This window comes from Mesorhizobium prunaredense, from assembly GCF_900156895.1.
Classification (GTDB): domain Bacteria; phylum Pseudomonadota; class Alphaproteobacteria; order Rhizobiales; family Rhizobiaceae; genus Mesorhizobium; species Mesorhizobium prunaredense.
In genome coordinates, this window is the sequence record NZ_FTPD01000013.1 from 240,778 (window position 1) to 257,027 (window position 16,250).

Below are 16,250 nucleotides of genomic sequence, written 5' to 3' on the forward strand. Positions count from 1 at the left end.
AAAAGGTCACACCGCCCGAAATTTTATGAAATAATTTTCTTGACAGACAATTGTCCCTCATCCCTCGCACCTGATGTGAACAAGCTGTGGATGACCGTCCGCAACCTTTTGAAAGATAAAGGTGATTTTCGACAGTTGAGATTTTCGCCATGAACGCTTTCAGCCGCTGCGCCTGTCAGCCGGCATGTATATGCCGGCAAAGCATTTCGAGCTTCGAAATCGTGCGGAGTGTTGCTTGCGGGCTTTCTTTTTAAGTACTTGCCGGCAAACGAAAAAACCCGGCACGAGCGGCCGGGTCTGAAAACGACAAGTTTAGTAAAGGTATATTAGACCGACAACACCTTGAGGCGCTGGGCCAGGCGGGACACCTTGCGGGATGCCGTATTCTTGTGCACCACGCCCTTGCTCGCGGCGCGCATCAATTCCGGCTCAGCCACCTTGAAAGCAGCCTGCGCGGCAGCCTTGTCGCCCGAGGCGAGCGCCTCTTCGACCTGGCGGATGTAGGTCCGCACGCGCGAGCGGCGGTTCTTGTTGATCGCCGTGCGGCGGGCGATCTTGCGCGTTGCCTTTTTGGCCGAGGAGGTATTGGCCATGATGCCTCTCTTCTGATCTGGTGGGCGCATGCGGGATGCCGCAAGGCGCAAAAAACAAACGGGCAGCCACAGGGCCGCCTCGGTTGGTGCGGCTTATAGTTCAGCTTTTCCGGCACGTCAACGCTGCTTCGCCTTCTTTTTGGCCGCTGCTGTCGCTCGCTTCCGGCCGATGTCGTCCCCATCTACCAGTTCGAGAAATTTGGCTACCGGTTCGAGAAATTTGGCTTCCGCTTCTCGACAAAGGCCGCCATGCCTTCCTTCTGGTCATCGAGCGCAAACAATGAGTGAAACAGCCGGCGCTCGAACCGCAGCCCCTCGGCCAGTGTCGTTTCATAGGCGCGGTTGACGGCCTCTTTCGCCATCATCACTGACGGCAGCGAAAAATCGGCTATCTTGGCCGCCGCCTTCAACGCCTCCTCGAGCAGCTCGCCGGCGGGCACGACACGCGACACCAGGCCGCAACGCTCGGCTTCCGCCGCATCCATCATCCGTCCGGTCAGGCACATGTCCATCGCCTTCGACTTGCCGACGAAACGCGTCAGGCGCTGCGATCCGCCCATGCCCGGCATGACGCCGAGCGTGATCTCGGGCTGGCCGAACTTGGCGTTGTCGGCGGCGATGATGAAATCGCACATCATCGCCAGTTCGCAGCCGCCGCCGAGCGCGTAGCCGGCCACCGCCGCGATAACAGGCTTGCGCGCCCGGGTGAGCTCTTCCCAGCCGATAAAGAAATCCTGCACATAGGCGTCGACATAGGAGATCGCCTGCATTTCCTTGATGTCTGCACCTGCCGCGAAGGCTTTTTCGGAGCCGGTGATGACCATCGCGCCGATGTCGGCATTCGCGCAGAAGCCGTTCACGGCCGCGACCACGTCCGCCAGGACCTGCGAGTTCAGCGCATTGAGCGCCTTCGGCCGGTTCAGCGTGATCAGCCCGACCTTGCCGCGGGTTTCCACGATAATCGTTTCATAAGCCATGACTGTATCTCCTCACTCGGTCATCTGACTTGCGGCAGGCGTCCAACTCACACCCGGCACCTGGCTCACACCCGCACCTAAGTCACAACTGACAGCTCCGGCAATAGAAGGTGGAACGCCCGCTTTGCACGATGCGCTCTATATGGCCGCCGCAGCCGTGCTTGGAGCAGGCCTCGCCCTCGCGATCATAGACCGCGAACGAATGCTGGAAATAGCCCAGTGACCCGTCGGTCTGCACATAGTCGCGCAGCGACGATCCGCCGGCGGCGATCGCATCAGCGATCACCGCTCGGATTGCTTCGGCCAGGGCGTCGCGCTGCTGTTTGGCCTTCTTTCCCGGCTTTGCGATGGTACCCGCCTCGCGCAACGGCGACAGGCCGGCACGCCACAGCGCCTCCGACACATAGATATTGCCGAGCCCGGCGATCAGCCGCTGATCGAGAAGTGCTGACTTTAGCGGCGACTTCCGGCCTTTCAGCAGCGAGGCGAGCAGCTCGCCGTCCAACGCATTGCCTGTCGGCTCGACGCCAAGCCCCGCCAGCATCGGATGCGTGTCAGGCGCTCCTTCGGAAAACAGCATGAAGCCAAAACGGCGCGGATCGTTGAAGGTCACCCGGGACCGGGCGCCTTGGGGAGAGACGATATGGAAGACGACATGGTCGTGCACCGCGCTCTTCGGGCGCTCATGATAAAACGCGCCCAGCATTTCGCTGCTATTGGGCGTGTCATTGGACGTTTCGATGCGGAACGAACCCGACATGCCGAGATGGCAGATCAGCACCGGACCGCCTTCGAGATGCATCGTCAGGTATTTGGCCCGGCGGCCGAGCGCCGTAATCGTCTTGCCGGTCAGCCTCTCCAGGAATTTTTCGGGAAACGGAAAGCGCAGATCGGGCCGGCGCGCCTCGACGCGGGCGATGCGGGCGCCTTCCAGAACCGGCTGCAGGCCCCGCCGCACCGTTTCGACCTCAGGCAACTCAGGCATGGCCGCCTATCTCTTTATAGAAGGAGGTGCCGTGACGGCCGCGTGCCAACCCAAGATGCTCGGCGACGGTTTCACCGATGTCGGCGAACGTCGTTCTAAGCCCGATGTCGCCGCCAAAGCCTGGTCCGGTGCCGATCACCGGAATGCGTTCGCGCGTATGATCGGTGCCGTGCCAGGTCGGATCGTTGCCATGGTCGGCCGTGAGGATGAGAAGGTCGCCTGCCTTGAGCCGTGCAAGCGCCTCCGGCAGCCGCCGGTCGAAGGCCTCGAGGGCGGCGGCATAGCCGGCAACGTCGCGCCGATGGCCGAACTCGGTGTCGAAATCGACGAAATTGGCGAAGACGAGATCGCCGTCGCCCGCGTCATCCATCGCGCCGAGCGCTTTGTCGAACATCGCCATGTTGCCGGCGGCCTTGCGCACTTCCGAAATGCCGCGATGGGCGAAGATGTCGCCGATCTTGCCGATCGCGATGACCCGGCTGCCGCGCGCCGTCAGCCGGTCGAGCAGTGTCGGTTCGGGCGGCGGCACCGAATAGTCCCGGCGGTTGTGCGTCCGTTCGAAGCTGGCGGCGGTTTCCCCAATGAAAGGCCGTGCGATCACCCGTCCGATGTTCAGCGGATCGACCAGCCTGCGCACCACCTTGCAGAATTCGTAGAGCCGTTCCAGGCCGAAGTGAACTTCATGCGCGGCGATCTGCAGGACGGAATCGACCGAAGTGTAGCAGATCGGCTTGCCGGTGCGGACATGCTCCTCGCCGTACCGCTCGATGGTCTCGGTGCCCGGAGCATGGCAATTGCCGAGAATGCCCGGCACCTCTCCTTCGCGGATGATCGCTTCGGTCAGCTCGGCTGGAAAGGCGGGAACCGTGTCCGGGAAATAGCCCCAGTCGAAGCGGACCGGCAAGGCGGCGATTTCCCAATGGCCTGACGGCGTGTCCTTGCCGCTCGAAATCTCCTGCGCCGCGCCGTGGAAGGCGGAGGCAAGCAGGGCCTTGCCGCCGCTGTCGAAGCAGAATCCTGTCGCTGTTTTCGCCGCGTGGCCCAGACCGAGCGAGAGCATGTTGGGTACGAAAAGCGGGCCTTTGCGCAGCCCCTCGCGATCCGCCCGGCCTTCCGCGCAGGCTCCAGCGATGTGTCCGAATGTGTTGGAACCGGTGTCGCCATAGCGCTCGGCGTCGGCCGCGCCGCCGATGCCGAAGGAATCGAGAACAAAAAGGAAGGCGCGCGCCATTGCAGGGGTTCATTATTATCGTTTGTCTGTCCGACCAGACATAGGCGGCCGTGCGGGCATTGGCAATTCGGAACCAGCGCTGTTCGCAAGACCGGGCGCGATGGTAGAATTATCGCCGGCATCGGCGTGGATCGACGAAAAACGAGCGGGAACTCACATGCTACATGCGTTGAAGGATCCGCAGCCATCGTGCGACAGTGTCAGGCAAACGACCGACAGCAATGGCGATCGGAGTCGGGTGCCGTCGTTTCAGCAGGTGTCGCAGGTAATCGTCGGGCTCCTGCGGGGCCTGAGATAATAAGTTTCGCCCATCGATATCGAGTTGAAAGCCGAACTAAAGCCAAGCCGCTTTTCACTGTCCGCCGACCAGGTGATGATCGGCTCGTATGCGAGATTGCTTTCGACGCGAATGAGAAACGTGCCCTTGACGTTGAGCGTCGGTTCTACCGTGGTGACGGAGTTCTCGGCGGCGCCGGCGCTGAAGGCACCGCCGACCATCTTGCGTGACCAAGCGACCAGCACCCGCGGCGTCGGCTCATTCGTGACCTTTATTGCGGTGATGGTGATTTCCGGGGTCGATCGGTTGTACGGCTGAAGGGTGGAGTCGCCGATCTGCATGATTGCATCGAGTTCGGCTGGCGTGATGGTCTGCTGCTGGGTGACGAGATCCGCCACCATGCTGCCGATGCGACTGACCTTCTTGCTGGTCTCGATGGCTTGCGAGGCTTCCATGGTCAAAAAGTACATGATCAGCAGGACGGGCACGATGAAGGCAAACTCAACCGCGGCGACACCGCGGCGATCGCGGCAGAACCGGATGGCTTTCGTGCAGATCCCAGCGATTCCCATATGTGCCCCCGCACGCCCCATGCTCTAGTCCTTTTCCCACGCAGAGGTTTGCGTTTTTCAGTCGTCGAACGGCTCGTTCTTCCAGGTCATCGATGCGAAATGCAGCGTGTTACCGTCTTTCAGATTGGCCATCGACTTGGCCATGAAATCGGTCATGACGGGCCATTTGTAAAAAACCCGCAGCATGTTTATCGATTCAGCCAAGCCTGGGGATACCGTAAAAGTCGCGGGGGTCGTGCCGGTCAGCGCGATTTCGCCGTCTTGGATCTTGAAGCCCGCCTGGGCTGCGGCGGCGAAGCTCGGATAGGCGCGCAGATCCACTTCCAATCCGGGGCAGTCCTTGGCGACCATGATCTCCAGCCGGCTGCAGATCATGGTCTTCAGCGTCGCCTCGGTCACGTTCGCCTGCCTTACTTGGCCCGTTCGTAGCTGGCGCGCGACATCGTCGGTGATATTGGCCATCACCTCTTGCCCGGCAAATGAAATGCAGCTCTCCAGTATGGCAAAGACGAGGAGCGCAAACGGCACCGCAAGCATCGCGAACTCCAGAGCGGTGCTGCCGCGCCGGTCGCCAAGAAAGCGCGCGGAAAAGCTTGATCGTCCTGCTTTGCTCATGTCCCGTGCCTGCCGATCCTCAAGGGGGGTGTCGGAGGCAGCATTAGCGCAAACCCATTGAAGTGCGGTTTGGATGATCGATAGATTCGGCCGGAAGGTTTTAGCAGGCCGCTAACCAAAGCGGCATTTTCGGCGAGACGAAACAGTCGGTCGCTTACTGGCTGGCGCTCATCTCGGCTTCCGAGGCCTTTTCCGCGTCGCTTTTATACGAGCTTTCGCAATACGGCGTGCACGACATGGTCTGTATTTCGGCGCGTCGATAGATGCGCACCGACGACGCGTCCTGTCGCACGACGGTGATCTGCTCGTCGACGATCGGACGGCCCTCCTGATCGAGGACGACGAGATTGGTGACGCCGAAGCCCTTGCCCGTCAGCACGATCGTCGAAGCATCCTGCACCGAGGCGTCGGCGATCGCCGGATTGCCGACGACGATCGTATCGGCGGCACGCGACAGTTTGACGATCTTCGCCTGGTTCATCGTGACCTCGATGCCGGCGCCAGCCTTGGCCGGCACGACAAGAGCCGTGGCGGCAAGCAGCGCGGCAATCGGAAAGGACGATCTCAGCCCGGTCATTGAAGCGCTCCACGGCGGCAAATTGCTCAACGGAACATGAACGAGATTGGTGAAGCAACGGTTAAGCTGAGGAGAGCCGTGGAGACGTCGGGCTCGGCGCTTTGATCGCCTGGAGCGGGCCGCCCTTCTCTGCAATCGTTGCGCTTTCGAGGCCGACGTGCCTGTCGGATCCTTCGGCGTCACTTAGTCTACGGTTAACCACGCAATGTCATTGAAGCCGGAAAGGAATCGGTAAGGCTGTTTATTAAGCCGATCGAAAGAGCTTCTCCATAGATTGGCAGCATCCGATCAGCCACCAGAGAAGTTGACGGAATTGCTGTAACACCTGGAGTAGGAGCTCTCGAATGTCTAATCTCATTGCACGTTTTGTGAAGGACGAATCCGGCGCGACCGCCATCGAATACGGTCTGATCGCCGCTCTTATCGCGCTCGCCATCATGGTCGGCGCCGGCTCGCTGGGCGACGCTCTGAACGCGAAGTTCAACGGGATCGCCACGTCGGTCAACAATTCGTAGCAGATCACGAAGTCCGGCGTTTTCCAGAACAGGGCCGCCTCACTGGCGGCCCTGTTTCGTCGTACCGGCAGATTTTCAGCTCGCAGCCTCATCAATCGTTAATCGAACATGCCTAGGCTGAGAGCAGGCACAGTTCGACCACAGGCGCCGCGCCAATGCTTGAAGCCCTGATCTTCGTTGTCTTTCCCTTCTGCATGCTTTTCGCCGCGATCTCCGACATGCTGTCGATGACGATCGCCAATCGCGTGCCGGTGCTGCTTGTGGCCGTCTTCGCCCTGGTTGCGCCGCTGACCGGCACGGACTGGGCAACCTATGGCTGGCATTTTGCCGCCGGCGGCCTGGTTCTCGCCGTAACCTTCGGTCTGTTCGCGCTCGGCGGCATGGGAGGCGGCGACGCCAAGCTGCTGGCCGCCAGCGCCGTCTGGATGGGGCTGAACATCCATCTCGTCGAATATCTCGTGGTCTCGACATTCATTGGTGGCCTGCTGACGCTCGCCATCCTCGTCTATCGGAAATCGCCGCTTGCAGCCGTCACAAGCCATAACCGGTTTTTACGCCACTTCGCCGAGGAGACGACCGGCGTTCCCTATGGCATCGCGCTTGGCGTTGGCGGCCTGCTCACCTTTCCGAACTCGCCATTGATGGCGTGGGCACTCGCAAGGCTGGCGGCTTAATATTCTCGCCGCCGGCTTTCCCCGTCAGACCAGACTTCTACTATTCGATTTGGCCTTGGAGCAGGCGGCTTGGCCGCCTTTTTTGCTGGCCGGGCCGGATGCCTCAAATTTATGTAAACCTTAAATTAATCACGATCGTAAGTATTAAATTAACCTTGTTTTGACGATTGCCGCTGCATGGTCCGGCTTGGCGAGGTTGTTTGCCAAGGACGAGGTTCGGACAGATGCCAGCATCCCGACTGATCATTCTGGGCGTGGCGGTGGCCGCGGCAGGTGGCGCAGGATATGTCGCAAAAAACATGGCCACGGCGCCGCCGCCTCAAATCGTCGAATCCGGCCCCGAGGCGCCGGCAATCGCGCTGCAGGACGTGCTTGTCCTGTCCGGCGACGTTCCGATGGGCAGTCCGCTGGAGAACAACATCAGTTGGCAGTCCTGGCCGGCCGATGGCATCAACGCGAATTTCATCACCCGCGCCGCGGAGCCCGATGCGCTGGAGAAGCTGAAAGGCGGCGTCGCCCGTGTGGCGATGTATGCCGGTGAGCCGCTGCGGCGCTCCAAGCTGATCGGCGAGGGACAGAGCTTCATGTCGTCGATCCTGCCCTCCGGCATGCGGGCCGTCGCTACAGCCGTATCGGCCGACACGTCGGCCGGCGGCTTCATACTTCCCAATGATTTCGTCGACGTCATCATGACCCGCAGAGCCGATGCCGCGGCCGGCGGCAGCGGCTTTACGACCGAAACCATCCTCAAGAACATTCGCGTCCTGGCAATCGACCAGACCATCCAGGAGGACGAGGAAGGCAAGAGGACCAGGGTCGGCCAGACCGCGACGCTGGAACTGACATCGCAGCAGGCGGAAATCATCACCGTCGCCCAGCAGATGGCGGATCGGCTGACATTGGCGCTGCGGTCGATCAGCGACACCCAGGAGAAGAATTTGGGCGAGGCCGACTATCTTGTTTCCGGCAATGGGCGGCGCGGAACAGTGCGCCTGATCAAGTCGGGCGAAGTGTCCGAAGTGGGAGCAAGGCAATGAGGCTAAACGCTGGACTGCCGGTTACACTGGCTGCGGCAATCGGCCTGTTCCTGCTTGGATCGAATGCACATGGCCTCCTCGAGGCGAATGCGGCAAGCAGGAACGCCGAGGTGTCGGCTTCGACCGCCACCCAGCGCGTCAAGCTCGGTCTCAACAAATCGGTGGTCATCGACCTGCCGAGCGATGCCTATGATATACTGGTCGCCAACCCGGCGGTCGCCGATGCGGTGACCCGCACCGCCAGGCGCATCTATCTCTTCGGAAAGGCGGTGGGCGACACCAACATCTTCGTCTTCGGCCCCAATGGCGAACAGATCGTCAGCCTGGATCTGGCGGTCGAACGCGACGTCGCCGGACTGGAAGACTATATCAGACGCTTCATCCCATCATCGGCCATCACTGTCGAATTGCTGAACGACAACGTCGTCCTGACCGGAACCGTGGACACTCCCCTGGATGCCAAGCGCGCGGTCGATCTGGCCACCATCTTCGTGTCCGGCGGTGAAGCGACCACGGGACAATATTCACAGACCGCCTCCGGCGGCTCGGCCGAATCCGGTGTCGACATCGACAACCCGGATTCCGAGCGTCGCGTCAGCCAGATCGTCAACCTCTTGCAGATCATCGGCGACGATCAGGTGACGCTGAAGGTGACGGTGGCCGAGGTCAGCCGCTCGGTGATGAAGCAACTCGGCGTCAACCTGATCGGCAAGGGCAGCAGCGACGGCTTCTCCTTCGGCGCGATGAGTTCTCCTCCTTATGGCCTGGGCAAGCCGATTTCGCAGTACTCCAACTTACAGCTGGGTGATGCGCTCGGAAACGGACTTCAGGCGTATATCAATGCCATGGAGCAGAGCGGCGTCATGAAGACACTCGCCGAGCCGACGCTGACCGCGGTTTCAGGCGAAAAAGCGACATTCAAAGTCGGCGGCGAATTCAATCTCATCACAAGCCGGACGAGCAACGTTTCAGAAGACAACATAACGGGCCAGGTTACCTACAGCAACGAAAAGCTCGAATATGGAATTGGCCTCGAATTCCAGCCGGTCGTGCTCTCGGCGGGCCGCATCAGCCTTAAAGTGAGGACGTCGGTTTCGGAGCCTACGACGGAAGGCGCCACAGTGCTCGAAGCGGCCGGCGACTTGCCCGGCACCACTTTGCTGTCGATCCGCAAGCGACTGGCGGACACCACCATTGAACTGCCTTCCGGCGGTTCGATGATGATCGCCGGCCTGGTTCGGGACGACATCCGGCAGGCGGTCGCCGGGCTGCCCGGGCTGACCAAGATCCCAGTGCTCGGCACGCTGTTCCGCAGCCGGGATTTCGTTCGCAACGAGACGGAGCTCGTCATCATCATCACGCCCTATTTGGTGAAGCCGGTGACGCGCAACGCCCTTGCCAAGCCGGACGACAATTTCAACGCCGCCAGCGATGGCGCCGGCATGTTCCTAGGCCGTGTCAATCGCGTCTACGGCACCATGCAAACCGACAAGCCCAACGGCCGTTACCACGGCGTTGTCGGCTTCATCTACAAGTAAGCGGGGAAGCGGACATGTCTCAGTCAGCGTTGAGGACGATCACCGCAGCGGCGCGGTCCGGCCGTTCGCGGATCTACCGGCCGGCCATTCCGGTCCTGGCGGTTGCGGCACTGCTGGCGGGCTGCGCCAACCGGGACAGCATCACGGTCGGCGCTGTTCCGGACGACTATCGCACCAACCATCCGATCGTGATTGCTGAGAAGAACCTGAAGATCGACCTTCCGGTCGGCGCCGGCGATCGCGGCATGACCGGGTCACAGCGCGACACGCTTCTGGGCTTCCTGGATGGCTATGACAAGAGCGCCGCTCCGACCCTGACGATCTCGATCCCGAGCGGTTCGGCCAACGAGATCGCCGCGACCGCGGCCGGTCGCGATTTCGCCAGACTTGCGATTGCCAGCGGCATCAGCCGGAACCGGATCGTCATCACCACCTACCAGTCGGTTTCGGCCGAAGCGTCTGCGCCGATCCGCGTCGCCTATGTCTCGGTGAAGGCGCAGACCGACAGATGCGGACGCTGGCCTGAAGACCTGCTGCAGACCTCGGAAAACAAGCACTATGCCGATTTCGGCTGCTCGTATCAGAACAATCTTGCCGCCCAGATGGCAAATCCGACCGATCTGCTCGGGCCGCGTAAACAGACCCCCATAGATGCCGAAAGGCGTGACGTCGTCATTGATGGCTATCAAAACGCCCCGTTCTATTCGCCGATCCCGGCAACAGAAGTCGACTACTGATCGATCGCAGGTTGGAGCACGCGGACATGAGCAATCTAGCCTACGACACGGGGATAGATGGCGGCGAAATCTCGCAGCAGGACATCGCCGCCATGCGGGCGTTGCGGCCGATTCCGCGCATCTCGATTCAGGCATTTTGCGAGACCGAGGGCGTTGCCAATCCGGTCGAGCGCGCCGGCGAGGATCGTCGCATGGCGAAGGCCCATTTGAAGGTTCATATGGGCGGCGTCGCCACCGCCATAGAGTTCTACCAATCGGCGCCGACACCGAACCTGATCCTGCTGGAATCGCGCAGCGAGCCGAAGCAATTGCTCGAGCAACTCACGCAGCTCTCCGAATATTGCGATCCGACCTCAAAGGTCGTGGTCATCGGCCACTATAACGATGTCGGGCTCTATCGCGAGCTCATCCGCTCCGGCATTTCCGAATATGTCATCGCGCCGGTGTCGATGGCCGATATCGTCAGCGTTATATCGACGATTTTCGTTGATCCGGAAGCCGAGCCGATCGGCCGCTCGATCGCCTTCATCGGCGCCAAGGGTGGCGTCGGCTCCTCGACCATTGCCCACAATGTGGCCTGGGCGATGTCGTCGCTGTTCAAGTCCGAAGTGGTTGTCGCCGATCTCGACCTGGCTTTCGGAACGGCCAACATCAATTTCGACCAGGATCCGGCGCAAGGCATTGCCGAAGCCGTTTTCTCACCGGAGCGCCTCGACGAGGTCTATCTCGATCGGCTGCTTGCCCAGTGCGCCGAGCATCTGTCGCTGCTTGCAGCGCCTTCAACGCTCGATCGGGTCTACGATTTCGATCCAGACGCTTTCACGCAGCTTATCGACACCGCCCAGCGCAGCGTGCCGCTTCTGGTGCTCGATGTTCCGCACATCTGGACAGGCTGGACCAAGAACATACTGGTCAAAGCCGACGAGATCGTGATCACGGCGACGCCGGAGCTGGCCAATCTGCGCAATACCAAGAATCTGGCCGACATGTTCAAACGGCTTCGCCCGAACGATCCGCCGCCGAAGCTGATCATCAATCAGGCCGGCGTGCCAAAGCGCCCGGAGATTTCGTCATCCGACTTCGCCGACTCGCTCGGCCTGTCGCCGATGTCGGTCATTGCTTTCGAGCCGCTGCTGTTCGGAAACGCCGCCAACAACGGGCGCATGCTCGGCGAAATGGATGCCAAGAACCTGGTTGTCGGCACGATCAACGAGATTGCGCATGTGCTGACCGGGCGCAGCGAAATCAAGGCAAGAAAGAAAGCGGGCCTCGGCAACCTCCTTGGCAAGCTCTCGCGCGGCAAGAAGTGATGCTTCCGGAGCGGATTTGGTAATCGATCATGTTTGGTAAAAGAGGCAGCGACGACGGCAACCGGTTCACCCCGGAATTCCGTCAGCCGGCACCTGCGCCTGCCGCGCCGGCGGCAAAACCTGCGGAAACGGCGGTTCTTGCCAAACCCGCACCGCCGCCGCCATCTGGCACGCTTGGCGCGTCTGCTGCGCCCGTGCGCCGTGCGGTCGAGGCGCCGCCGTTGGCCCCGGAGCCGAAAAAGCTCCAGCGCCAAAAGAGCGAAACCTATTACGACACCAAGAGCCAGGTCTTTGCCGCGCTCATCGACACCATCGACCTGTCGCAACTCGCCAAGCTCGATCCCGAAAGCGCACGCGAGGAAATCCGCGACATCGTCAACGATATCATCGCGATCAAGAATTTCGCGATGTCGATCGCCGAGCAGGAAGAACTGCTCGAGGATATCTGCAATGACGTGCTCGGTTACGGGCCGCTGGAGCCGTTGCTCGCCCGCGACGACATCGCCGACATCATGGTCAACGGCTCCAGGGACGTCTATATCGAGGTCAACGGCAAGGTCGAGCAGACCGGCATTCGTTTCCGCGATAACCAACAGCTCCTCAACATCTGTCAGCGTATCGTCAGCCAGGTTGGCCGCCGCGTCGACGAATCGAGCCCAATCTGCGACGCGCGCCTTCCCGATGGCTCCCGTGTCAACGTCATCGCGCCGCCGCTCGCCATCGACGGCGCCGCGCTCACCATCCGCAAGTTCAAGAAGGACAAGCTGACACTCGACCAGCTGGTCAAGTTCGGCGCCATTTCGCCGCACGGCGCCGAGATTCTCAAGATCATTGGCCGCGTCCGCTGCAACATCGTCATTTCAGGCGGTACCGGCTCGGGCAAGACGACGCTGCTCAATTGCCTGACCAACTATATCGACCGCGAGGAACGCGTCATCACCTGCGAGGACTCGGCCGAACTGCAACTGCAGCAGCCGCATGTCGTGCGTCTGGAAACCCGCCCGCCCAACCTCGAGGGCGAGGGCGAGGTGACCATGCGCGATCTGGTCAAGAACTGCCTGCGCATGCGGCCCGAGCGCATCATCGTCGGCGAAGTGCGCGGACCTGAAGTGTTCGATCTTCTGCAGGCGATGAACACCGGCCACGACGGCTCGATGGGCACGATCCACTCGAACAGCCCGCGCGAATGCCTGAACCGTATCGAATCGATGATCGCGATGGGCGGTTACACGCTGCCGCAGAAAACCGTGCGTGAAATCGTGGTCGGTTCCGTGGACGTGATCATCCAGGCCGCACGCCTGCGCGACGGATCGCGGCGCATCACTCACATCACCGAGGTGATCGGAATGGAGGGCGACGTCATCATCACGCAGGACATCGTTCTCTACAACATCAAAGGCGAGGACGCGAACGGCAGGCTGCTGGGCGAGCACGTTTCAACAGGCATCGGTCGTCCACATTTCTGGGAGCGCGCCCGCTACTATGGCGAGGAACAGCGCCTCGCCAATGCGCTCGAGGCAATGGAGAAACGCGCTGACTGATGAATTTGGAGGCGTAGGAGCCAAGGCCGATGTTTGGAATTGACGGCACCGTGTTGGCAGTCATCGTGCTCGCCGGCTTCAGCGCCGGCGCGGTCGCCTATGCTTTTCTGTTCAACCGGATCAGCGCCGAGAAGCAGGTCGGCAGGCGGCTTGAAACGATCAAGACCGCCGAGACGGATGGTGCCGTCGTCAAGGCTTCGCGCGATCGCGTGGCGGAAGCGGCCAAGCGGCGCAAATCGGTTCAGGATTCACTGAAGGACCTCGAACAGAAGCAAAAAGCCAACCAGGGCAACGTCAAAAAGCCGCCACTGAAAGCCCAGATCCGTCAGGCGGGCATGAAGGTCTCGCTCGAGCGCTTCTATTTCTACTCGGCGGTTTGCGGCGCCGTCCTGACGTTTCTTGCCTATTTCTTCGGCGCGCCGTTGTTTGTCTTGCCGGGTGCGCTGCTGGTCGGCGGCCTCGGCCTGCCACGCTGGTTCGTTTCGTTTTGCCGCGCCCGCCGGGTCAAGGCGTTCCTCAACGAATTCCCGAACGCGCTCGACATCATCGTGCGTGCGGTCAAATCCGGCCTGCCGCTGAACGACGCCGTCCGCCTGATCGCCAATGAATCCCCCGAACCGGTCAAGACCGAGTTCCGCCGTATCATCGATTCGCAGCAGATGGGCCTGTCGATCCCCGACGCCAGCATGCGCATGGCCGAGACAATGCCGTGCACCGAGGCGAGCTTCTTCGGCATCGTCATCCAGATCCAGTCCCAGGCCGGCGGCAATCTTTCCGAGGCTCTGGGCAATCTTTCGCGCGTGCTTCGCGACCGCAAGAAGATGAAGGCCAAGGTCCAGGCGCTGTCCATGGAAGCGAAGGCGTCCGCGGTGATCATCGGCGCCTTGCCTTTCGTCGTCGCCTTTCTCGTCTACCTGACAAGCCCGAACTACATCATGCCATTGTTCACCACCAGCGTCGGCAATCTGATCCTCGGCTGCTCCGCGGCCTGGATGTCGATCGGCATCCTGGTGATGCGCAAGATGATGAACTTCGAAGTTTAGGATTTCGAGCGCATGACTGAGAACGTCGTCAAAACCCTTACCGATCCGGCATTTCTGATTGCCCTGCTGGTCGGCATCGCGGTGTTTGCGACCGTGTTCACGCTGCTGCCTGCCTTTGGCGGAAATCAGCTCAAGGCGCGCATGAAATCGGTGGCGCTGGAGCGCGACGAACTGCGCGCCAAGCAGCGTGCGCGGCTTGCCCTCGAGGCCGATCGCCGCCGCAAGGGCCTGCGCGAGGAACAGTCGATCGGCATGCGCAATGTTGTCGACCGGCTGGATTTGAGGCGTGCCCTGGCCGATGAAGGCACCTTGCAGAAACTCAAGGTGGCTGGCTTCCGCGGGCAGAATCCGTTGACGCGTTTCCTTTTCTTCCGTCTGATCCTGCCCTTTGTCGGTTTTGCCCTGGCTGCGATCTATCTGTTCGTGCTCGGCGGGTTGCCGGAGCAGCCGCCTGTCATCAAGTTGTTCGTCTGTGTCGTCGTCGCCTATGCGGGTTTTTACGCGCCGGTGCTCTATGTCAACAACCGCGCCACCAAGCGCAAGCAGTCGATCCAGATGGCGTGGCCGGACGCGCTCGATCTGATGCTTATCTGCGTCGAATCCGGCATGTCGGTGGAGGCGGCGTTTCGTAAGGTCGCCGACGAGATCGGCGCGCAGTCGGTGGCGCTTGCCGAAGAGTTCATCCTGACCAATGCCGAACTTTCCTACTTGCAGGAACGCAAGCAGGCATACGAGAACCTTGCAAGCCGCACCGGCCTGGAATCGGTCAAGTCGGTGTCGCAGGCGCTGGTCCAGGCCGAGCGCTACGGCACGCCGGTGGCGCACGCGCTGCGCGTGCTTGCCGGCGAAAGCCGCGACATGCGCATGAACGCCGCCGAGAAGAAGGCCGCGGCCTTGCCGCCGAAGCTCACTGTGCCAATGATCCTGTTCTTCCTGCCGGTGCTGTTCGCCATCATTCTGGGGCCCGCCGGCATCCAGGTGAGCGAGCGCGGTATCTTCGGCGACCAGCCGACATCGAGCAGCCAATAGCCAGGCAGCAATGCATGAGAAAAGCCGCGGTGCTGATGCAACGCGGCTTTTTGGTCCAGCATGCCGATGAGTGTCACAGGAACTGGCCGGTTCGGCGCCGGGACGTGGTGCGGTCAGTTGGTGGCAGGCTTTGTCTTGTCCTGGTCCTTGAGCTGGCTCCAGGCGTTCTGCTGGGCGAGCATCTGGCGAAGGTAAGTCACGTTCGCCTGCGCCTGTTCGGGCGAGAGCTCCTGCGAGGCGATCTTCTCGGCCTCGTCGAAACGGCCCTGCAGGCCGACGACCAGCGCCAGGTTCTGGCGGACGCGGCTGTCGGCATTCGGCTGCTGGGCGGCCGAGCGCATATAGGTTTCAGCGGTGCGCAGATCACCTTCCAGCACATAGGACATGCCGAGATTGGAAAGGATCGAAGGTTCGTTCGGCTTGAGGTCAAGCGCTTTGCGGTAATTCTGGCGCGCCTCGTCTCTCTGGCCAAGCTGGTCGAGAATAGCGGCTTCCGCCGACACCAGCTTCCAGTCGGGATATTCCGGTGTCTGCGCGCGGCGCACCGCGTCAAGCGCCGGCTCGAACTGCCCGTTGGCGGCAAGTGCCTTGCCATAGGCGGCGAGCACGTCGCGGTCTTTCGGCAGGACGATCGCCAGTTTGCGCATCACGGCGAGCGACTGGTCGGCGTCGCCATCCATTTGCAGCGCCGCCGCATAATTCGTCGCGATCCGCTTGTCGTTGGGGTTCTTGGCGTAGGACTGACCCAGCGCGATCGTCGCCTTGTGCAACTCGCCGGCCGACATGGTTTCCAAGGGTTTGCCGCTGGGGCGTCCGATCGAGCCGGTCGTCAACTTGCTGGTTCCGCAGCCTGCAACGCTGGCCGCGAGCGCTATTATGAACGCCGTGGTGATCAGCCGCTTCCCCCTGGCGTTCGTCATGCTGTTGGTCGGCATCTGCACCAAGGCCTCCATTCGTCAAATTGGCTATTACGTGGCCATCTTCCCTCCCGCAGAAATA

17 protein-coding genes are annotated in these 16,250 nt (G+C 61.3%); 9 read left to right on the forward strand and 8 right to left on the reverse strand.

Going from position 1 to position 16,250, the window contains the following annotated elements:
* Positions 1–326 precede the first annotated feature (326 nt).
* The 7 genes from rpsT to BQ8794_RS12010 all read right to left on the reverse strand — a co-directional run bounded on the left by rpsT (position 327) and on the right by BQ8794_RS12010 (position 5,827).
* Positions 327–593 carry a 30S ribosomal protein S20 gene (rpsT, locus tag BQ8794_RS11980; protein WP_077377539.1) on the reverse strand — a complete coding sequence of 89 codons (267 nt, stop codon included), beginning with the start codon at positions 591–593 and terminating at the stop codon, positions 327–329.
* Between the two features lie 203 nt (positions 594–796).
* Positions 797–1,570, reverse strand: a complete 774-nt coding sequence (locus BQ8794_RS11985) for an enoyl-CoA hydratase (protein WP_077377289.1) — start codon at positions 1,568–1,570, stop codon at positions 797–799.
* Between the two features lie 82 nt (positions 1,571–1,652).
* Positions 1,653–2,555: a bifunctional DNA-formamidopyrimidine glycosylase/DNA-(apurinic or apyrimidinic site) lyase gene (mutM, locus tag BQ8794_RS11990; RefSeq protein ID WP_077377292.1), complete on the reverse strand. Its 903-nt coding sequence runs from the start codon at positions 2,553–2,555 to the stop codon at positions 1,653–1,655.
* Entirely contained in the window at positions 2,548–3,786 is a 1,239-nt protein-coding gene (locus BQ8794_RS11995) for a phosphopentomutase (RefSeq protein ID WP_077377295.1), read from the reverse strand. The genes mutM and BQ8794_RS11995 overlap by 8 nt, the downstream gene beginning before the upstream one ends.
* A gap of 249 nt (positions 3,787–4,035) precedes the next feature.
* Positions 4,036–4,656 (reverse strand): TadE/TadG family type IV pilus assembly protein, encoded by a 621-nt coding sequence (locus BQ8794_RS12000; protein WP_077377298.1) that lies wholly within the window; start codon positions 4,654–4,656, stop codon positions 4,036–4,038.
* A 36-nt stretch (positions 4,657–4,692) separates the two neighbouring features.
* Positions 4,693–5,250, reverse strand: a complete 558-nt coding sequence (locus BQ8794_RS12005) for a TadE/TadG family type IV pilus assembly protein (RefSeq protein WP_077377301.1) — start codon at positions 5,248–5,250, stop codon at positions 4,693–4,695.
* A 154-nt stretch (positions 5,251–5,404) separates the two neighbouring features.
* Positions 5,405–5,827, reverse strand: a complete 423-nt coding sequence (locus BQ8794_RS12010) for a pilus assembly protein N-terminal domain-containing protein (RefSeq protein ID WP_077377304.1) — start codon at positions 5,825–5,827, stop codon at positions 5,405–5,407.
* Between the two features lie 344 nt (positions 5,828–6,171).
* Here BQ8794_RS12010 and BQ8794_RS12015 point away from each other — a divergent pair, with 344 nt between their 5' ends.
* The 9 genes from BQ8794_RS12015 to BQ8794_RS12055 all read left to right on the forward strand — a co-directional run bounded on the left by BQ8794_RS12015 (position 6,172) and on the right by BQ8794_RS12055 (position 15,251).
* Positions 6,172–6,342, forward strand: coding sequence for a Flp family type IVb pilin (locus BQ8794_RS12015; RefSeq protein ID WP_077377306.1), 171 nt, complete (start codon positions 6,172–6,174; stop codon positions 6,340–6,342).
* A 155-nt stretch (positions 6,343–6,497) separates the two neighbouring features.
* The gene (locus BQ8794_RS12020) at positions 6,498–7,016 is read left to right on the forward strand and encodes an A24 family peptidase (RefSeq protein ID WP_077377309.1); all 519 of its coding nucleotides are present in this window, start codon (positions 6,498–6,500) and stop codon (positions 7,014–7,016) included.
* A 224-nt stretch (positions 7,017–7,240) separates the two neighbouring features.
* Positions 7,241–8,053: a Flp pilus assembly protein CpaB gene (gene cpaB, locus BQ8794_RS12025; protein WP_077377312.1), complete on the forward strand. Its 813-nt coding sequence runs from the start codon at positions 7,241–7,243 to the stop codon at positions 8,051–8,053.
* Positions 8,050–9,591 carry a type II and III secretion system protein family protein gene (locus BQ8794_RS12030; protein ID WP_077377315.1) on the forward strand — a complete coding sequence of 514 codons (1,542 nt, stop codon included), beginning with the start codon at positions 8,050–8,052 and terminating at the stop codon, positions 9,589–9,591. Before cpaB ends, BQ8794_RS12030 begins: the two co-directional genes overlap by 4 nt.
* A 14-nt stretch (positions 9,592–9,605) precedes the next feature.
* Entirely contained in the window at positions 9,606–10,328 is a 723-nt protein-coding gene (locus tag BQ8794_RS12035; RefSeq protein WP_077377318.1) for a CpaD family pilus assembly protein, read from the forward strand.
* A gap of 26 nt (positions 10,329–10,354) precedes the next feature.
* Entirely contained in the window at positions 10,355–11,638 is a 1,284-nt protein-coding gene (locus BQ8794_RS12040) for a CpaE/TadZ family protein (RefSeq protein ID WP_077377321.1), read from the forward strand.
* 29 nt (positions 11,639–11,667) lie between these two features.
* Positions 11,668–13,179, forward strand: coding sequence for a TadA family conjugal transfer-associated ATPase (locus BQ8794_RS12045; RefSeq protein ID WP_077377324.1), 1,512 nt, complete (start codon positions 11,668–11,670; stop codon positions 13,177–13,179).
* A gap of 29 nt (positions 13,180–13,208) precedes the next feature.
* Positions 13,209–14,222: a type II secretion system F family protein gene (locus BQ8794_RS12050; protein ID WP_077377327.1), complete on the forward strand. Its 1,014-nt coding sequence runs from the start codon at positions 13,209–13,211 to the stop codon at positions 14,220–14,222.
* A gap of 12 nt (positions 14,223–14,234) precedes the next feature.
* A complete protein-coding gene (locus BQ8794_RS12055; RefSeq protein ID WP_077377329.1) occupies positions 14,235–15,251 on the forward strand; it encodes a type II secretion system F family protein in 1,017 nt (338 codons plus the stop codon).
* 113 nt (positions 15,252–15,364) lie between these two features.
* Here BQ8794_RS12055 and BQ8794_RS12060 read toward each other — a convergent pair whose 3' ends face one another.
* Positions 15,365–16,186, reverse strand: a complete 822-nt coding sequence (locus tag BQ8794_RS12060) for a tetratricopeptide repeat protein (RefSeq protein ID WP_077377542.1) — start codon at positions 16,184–16,186, stop codon at positions 15,365–15,367.
* Positions 16,187–16,250 lie beyond the last annotated feature (64 nt).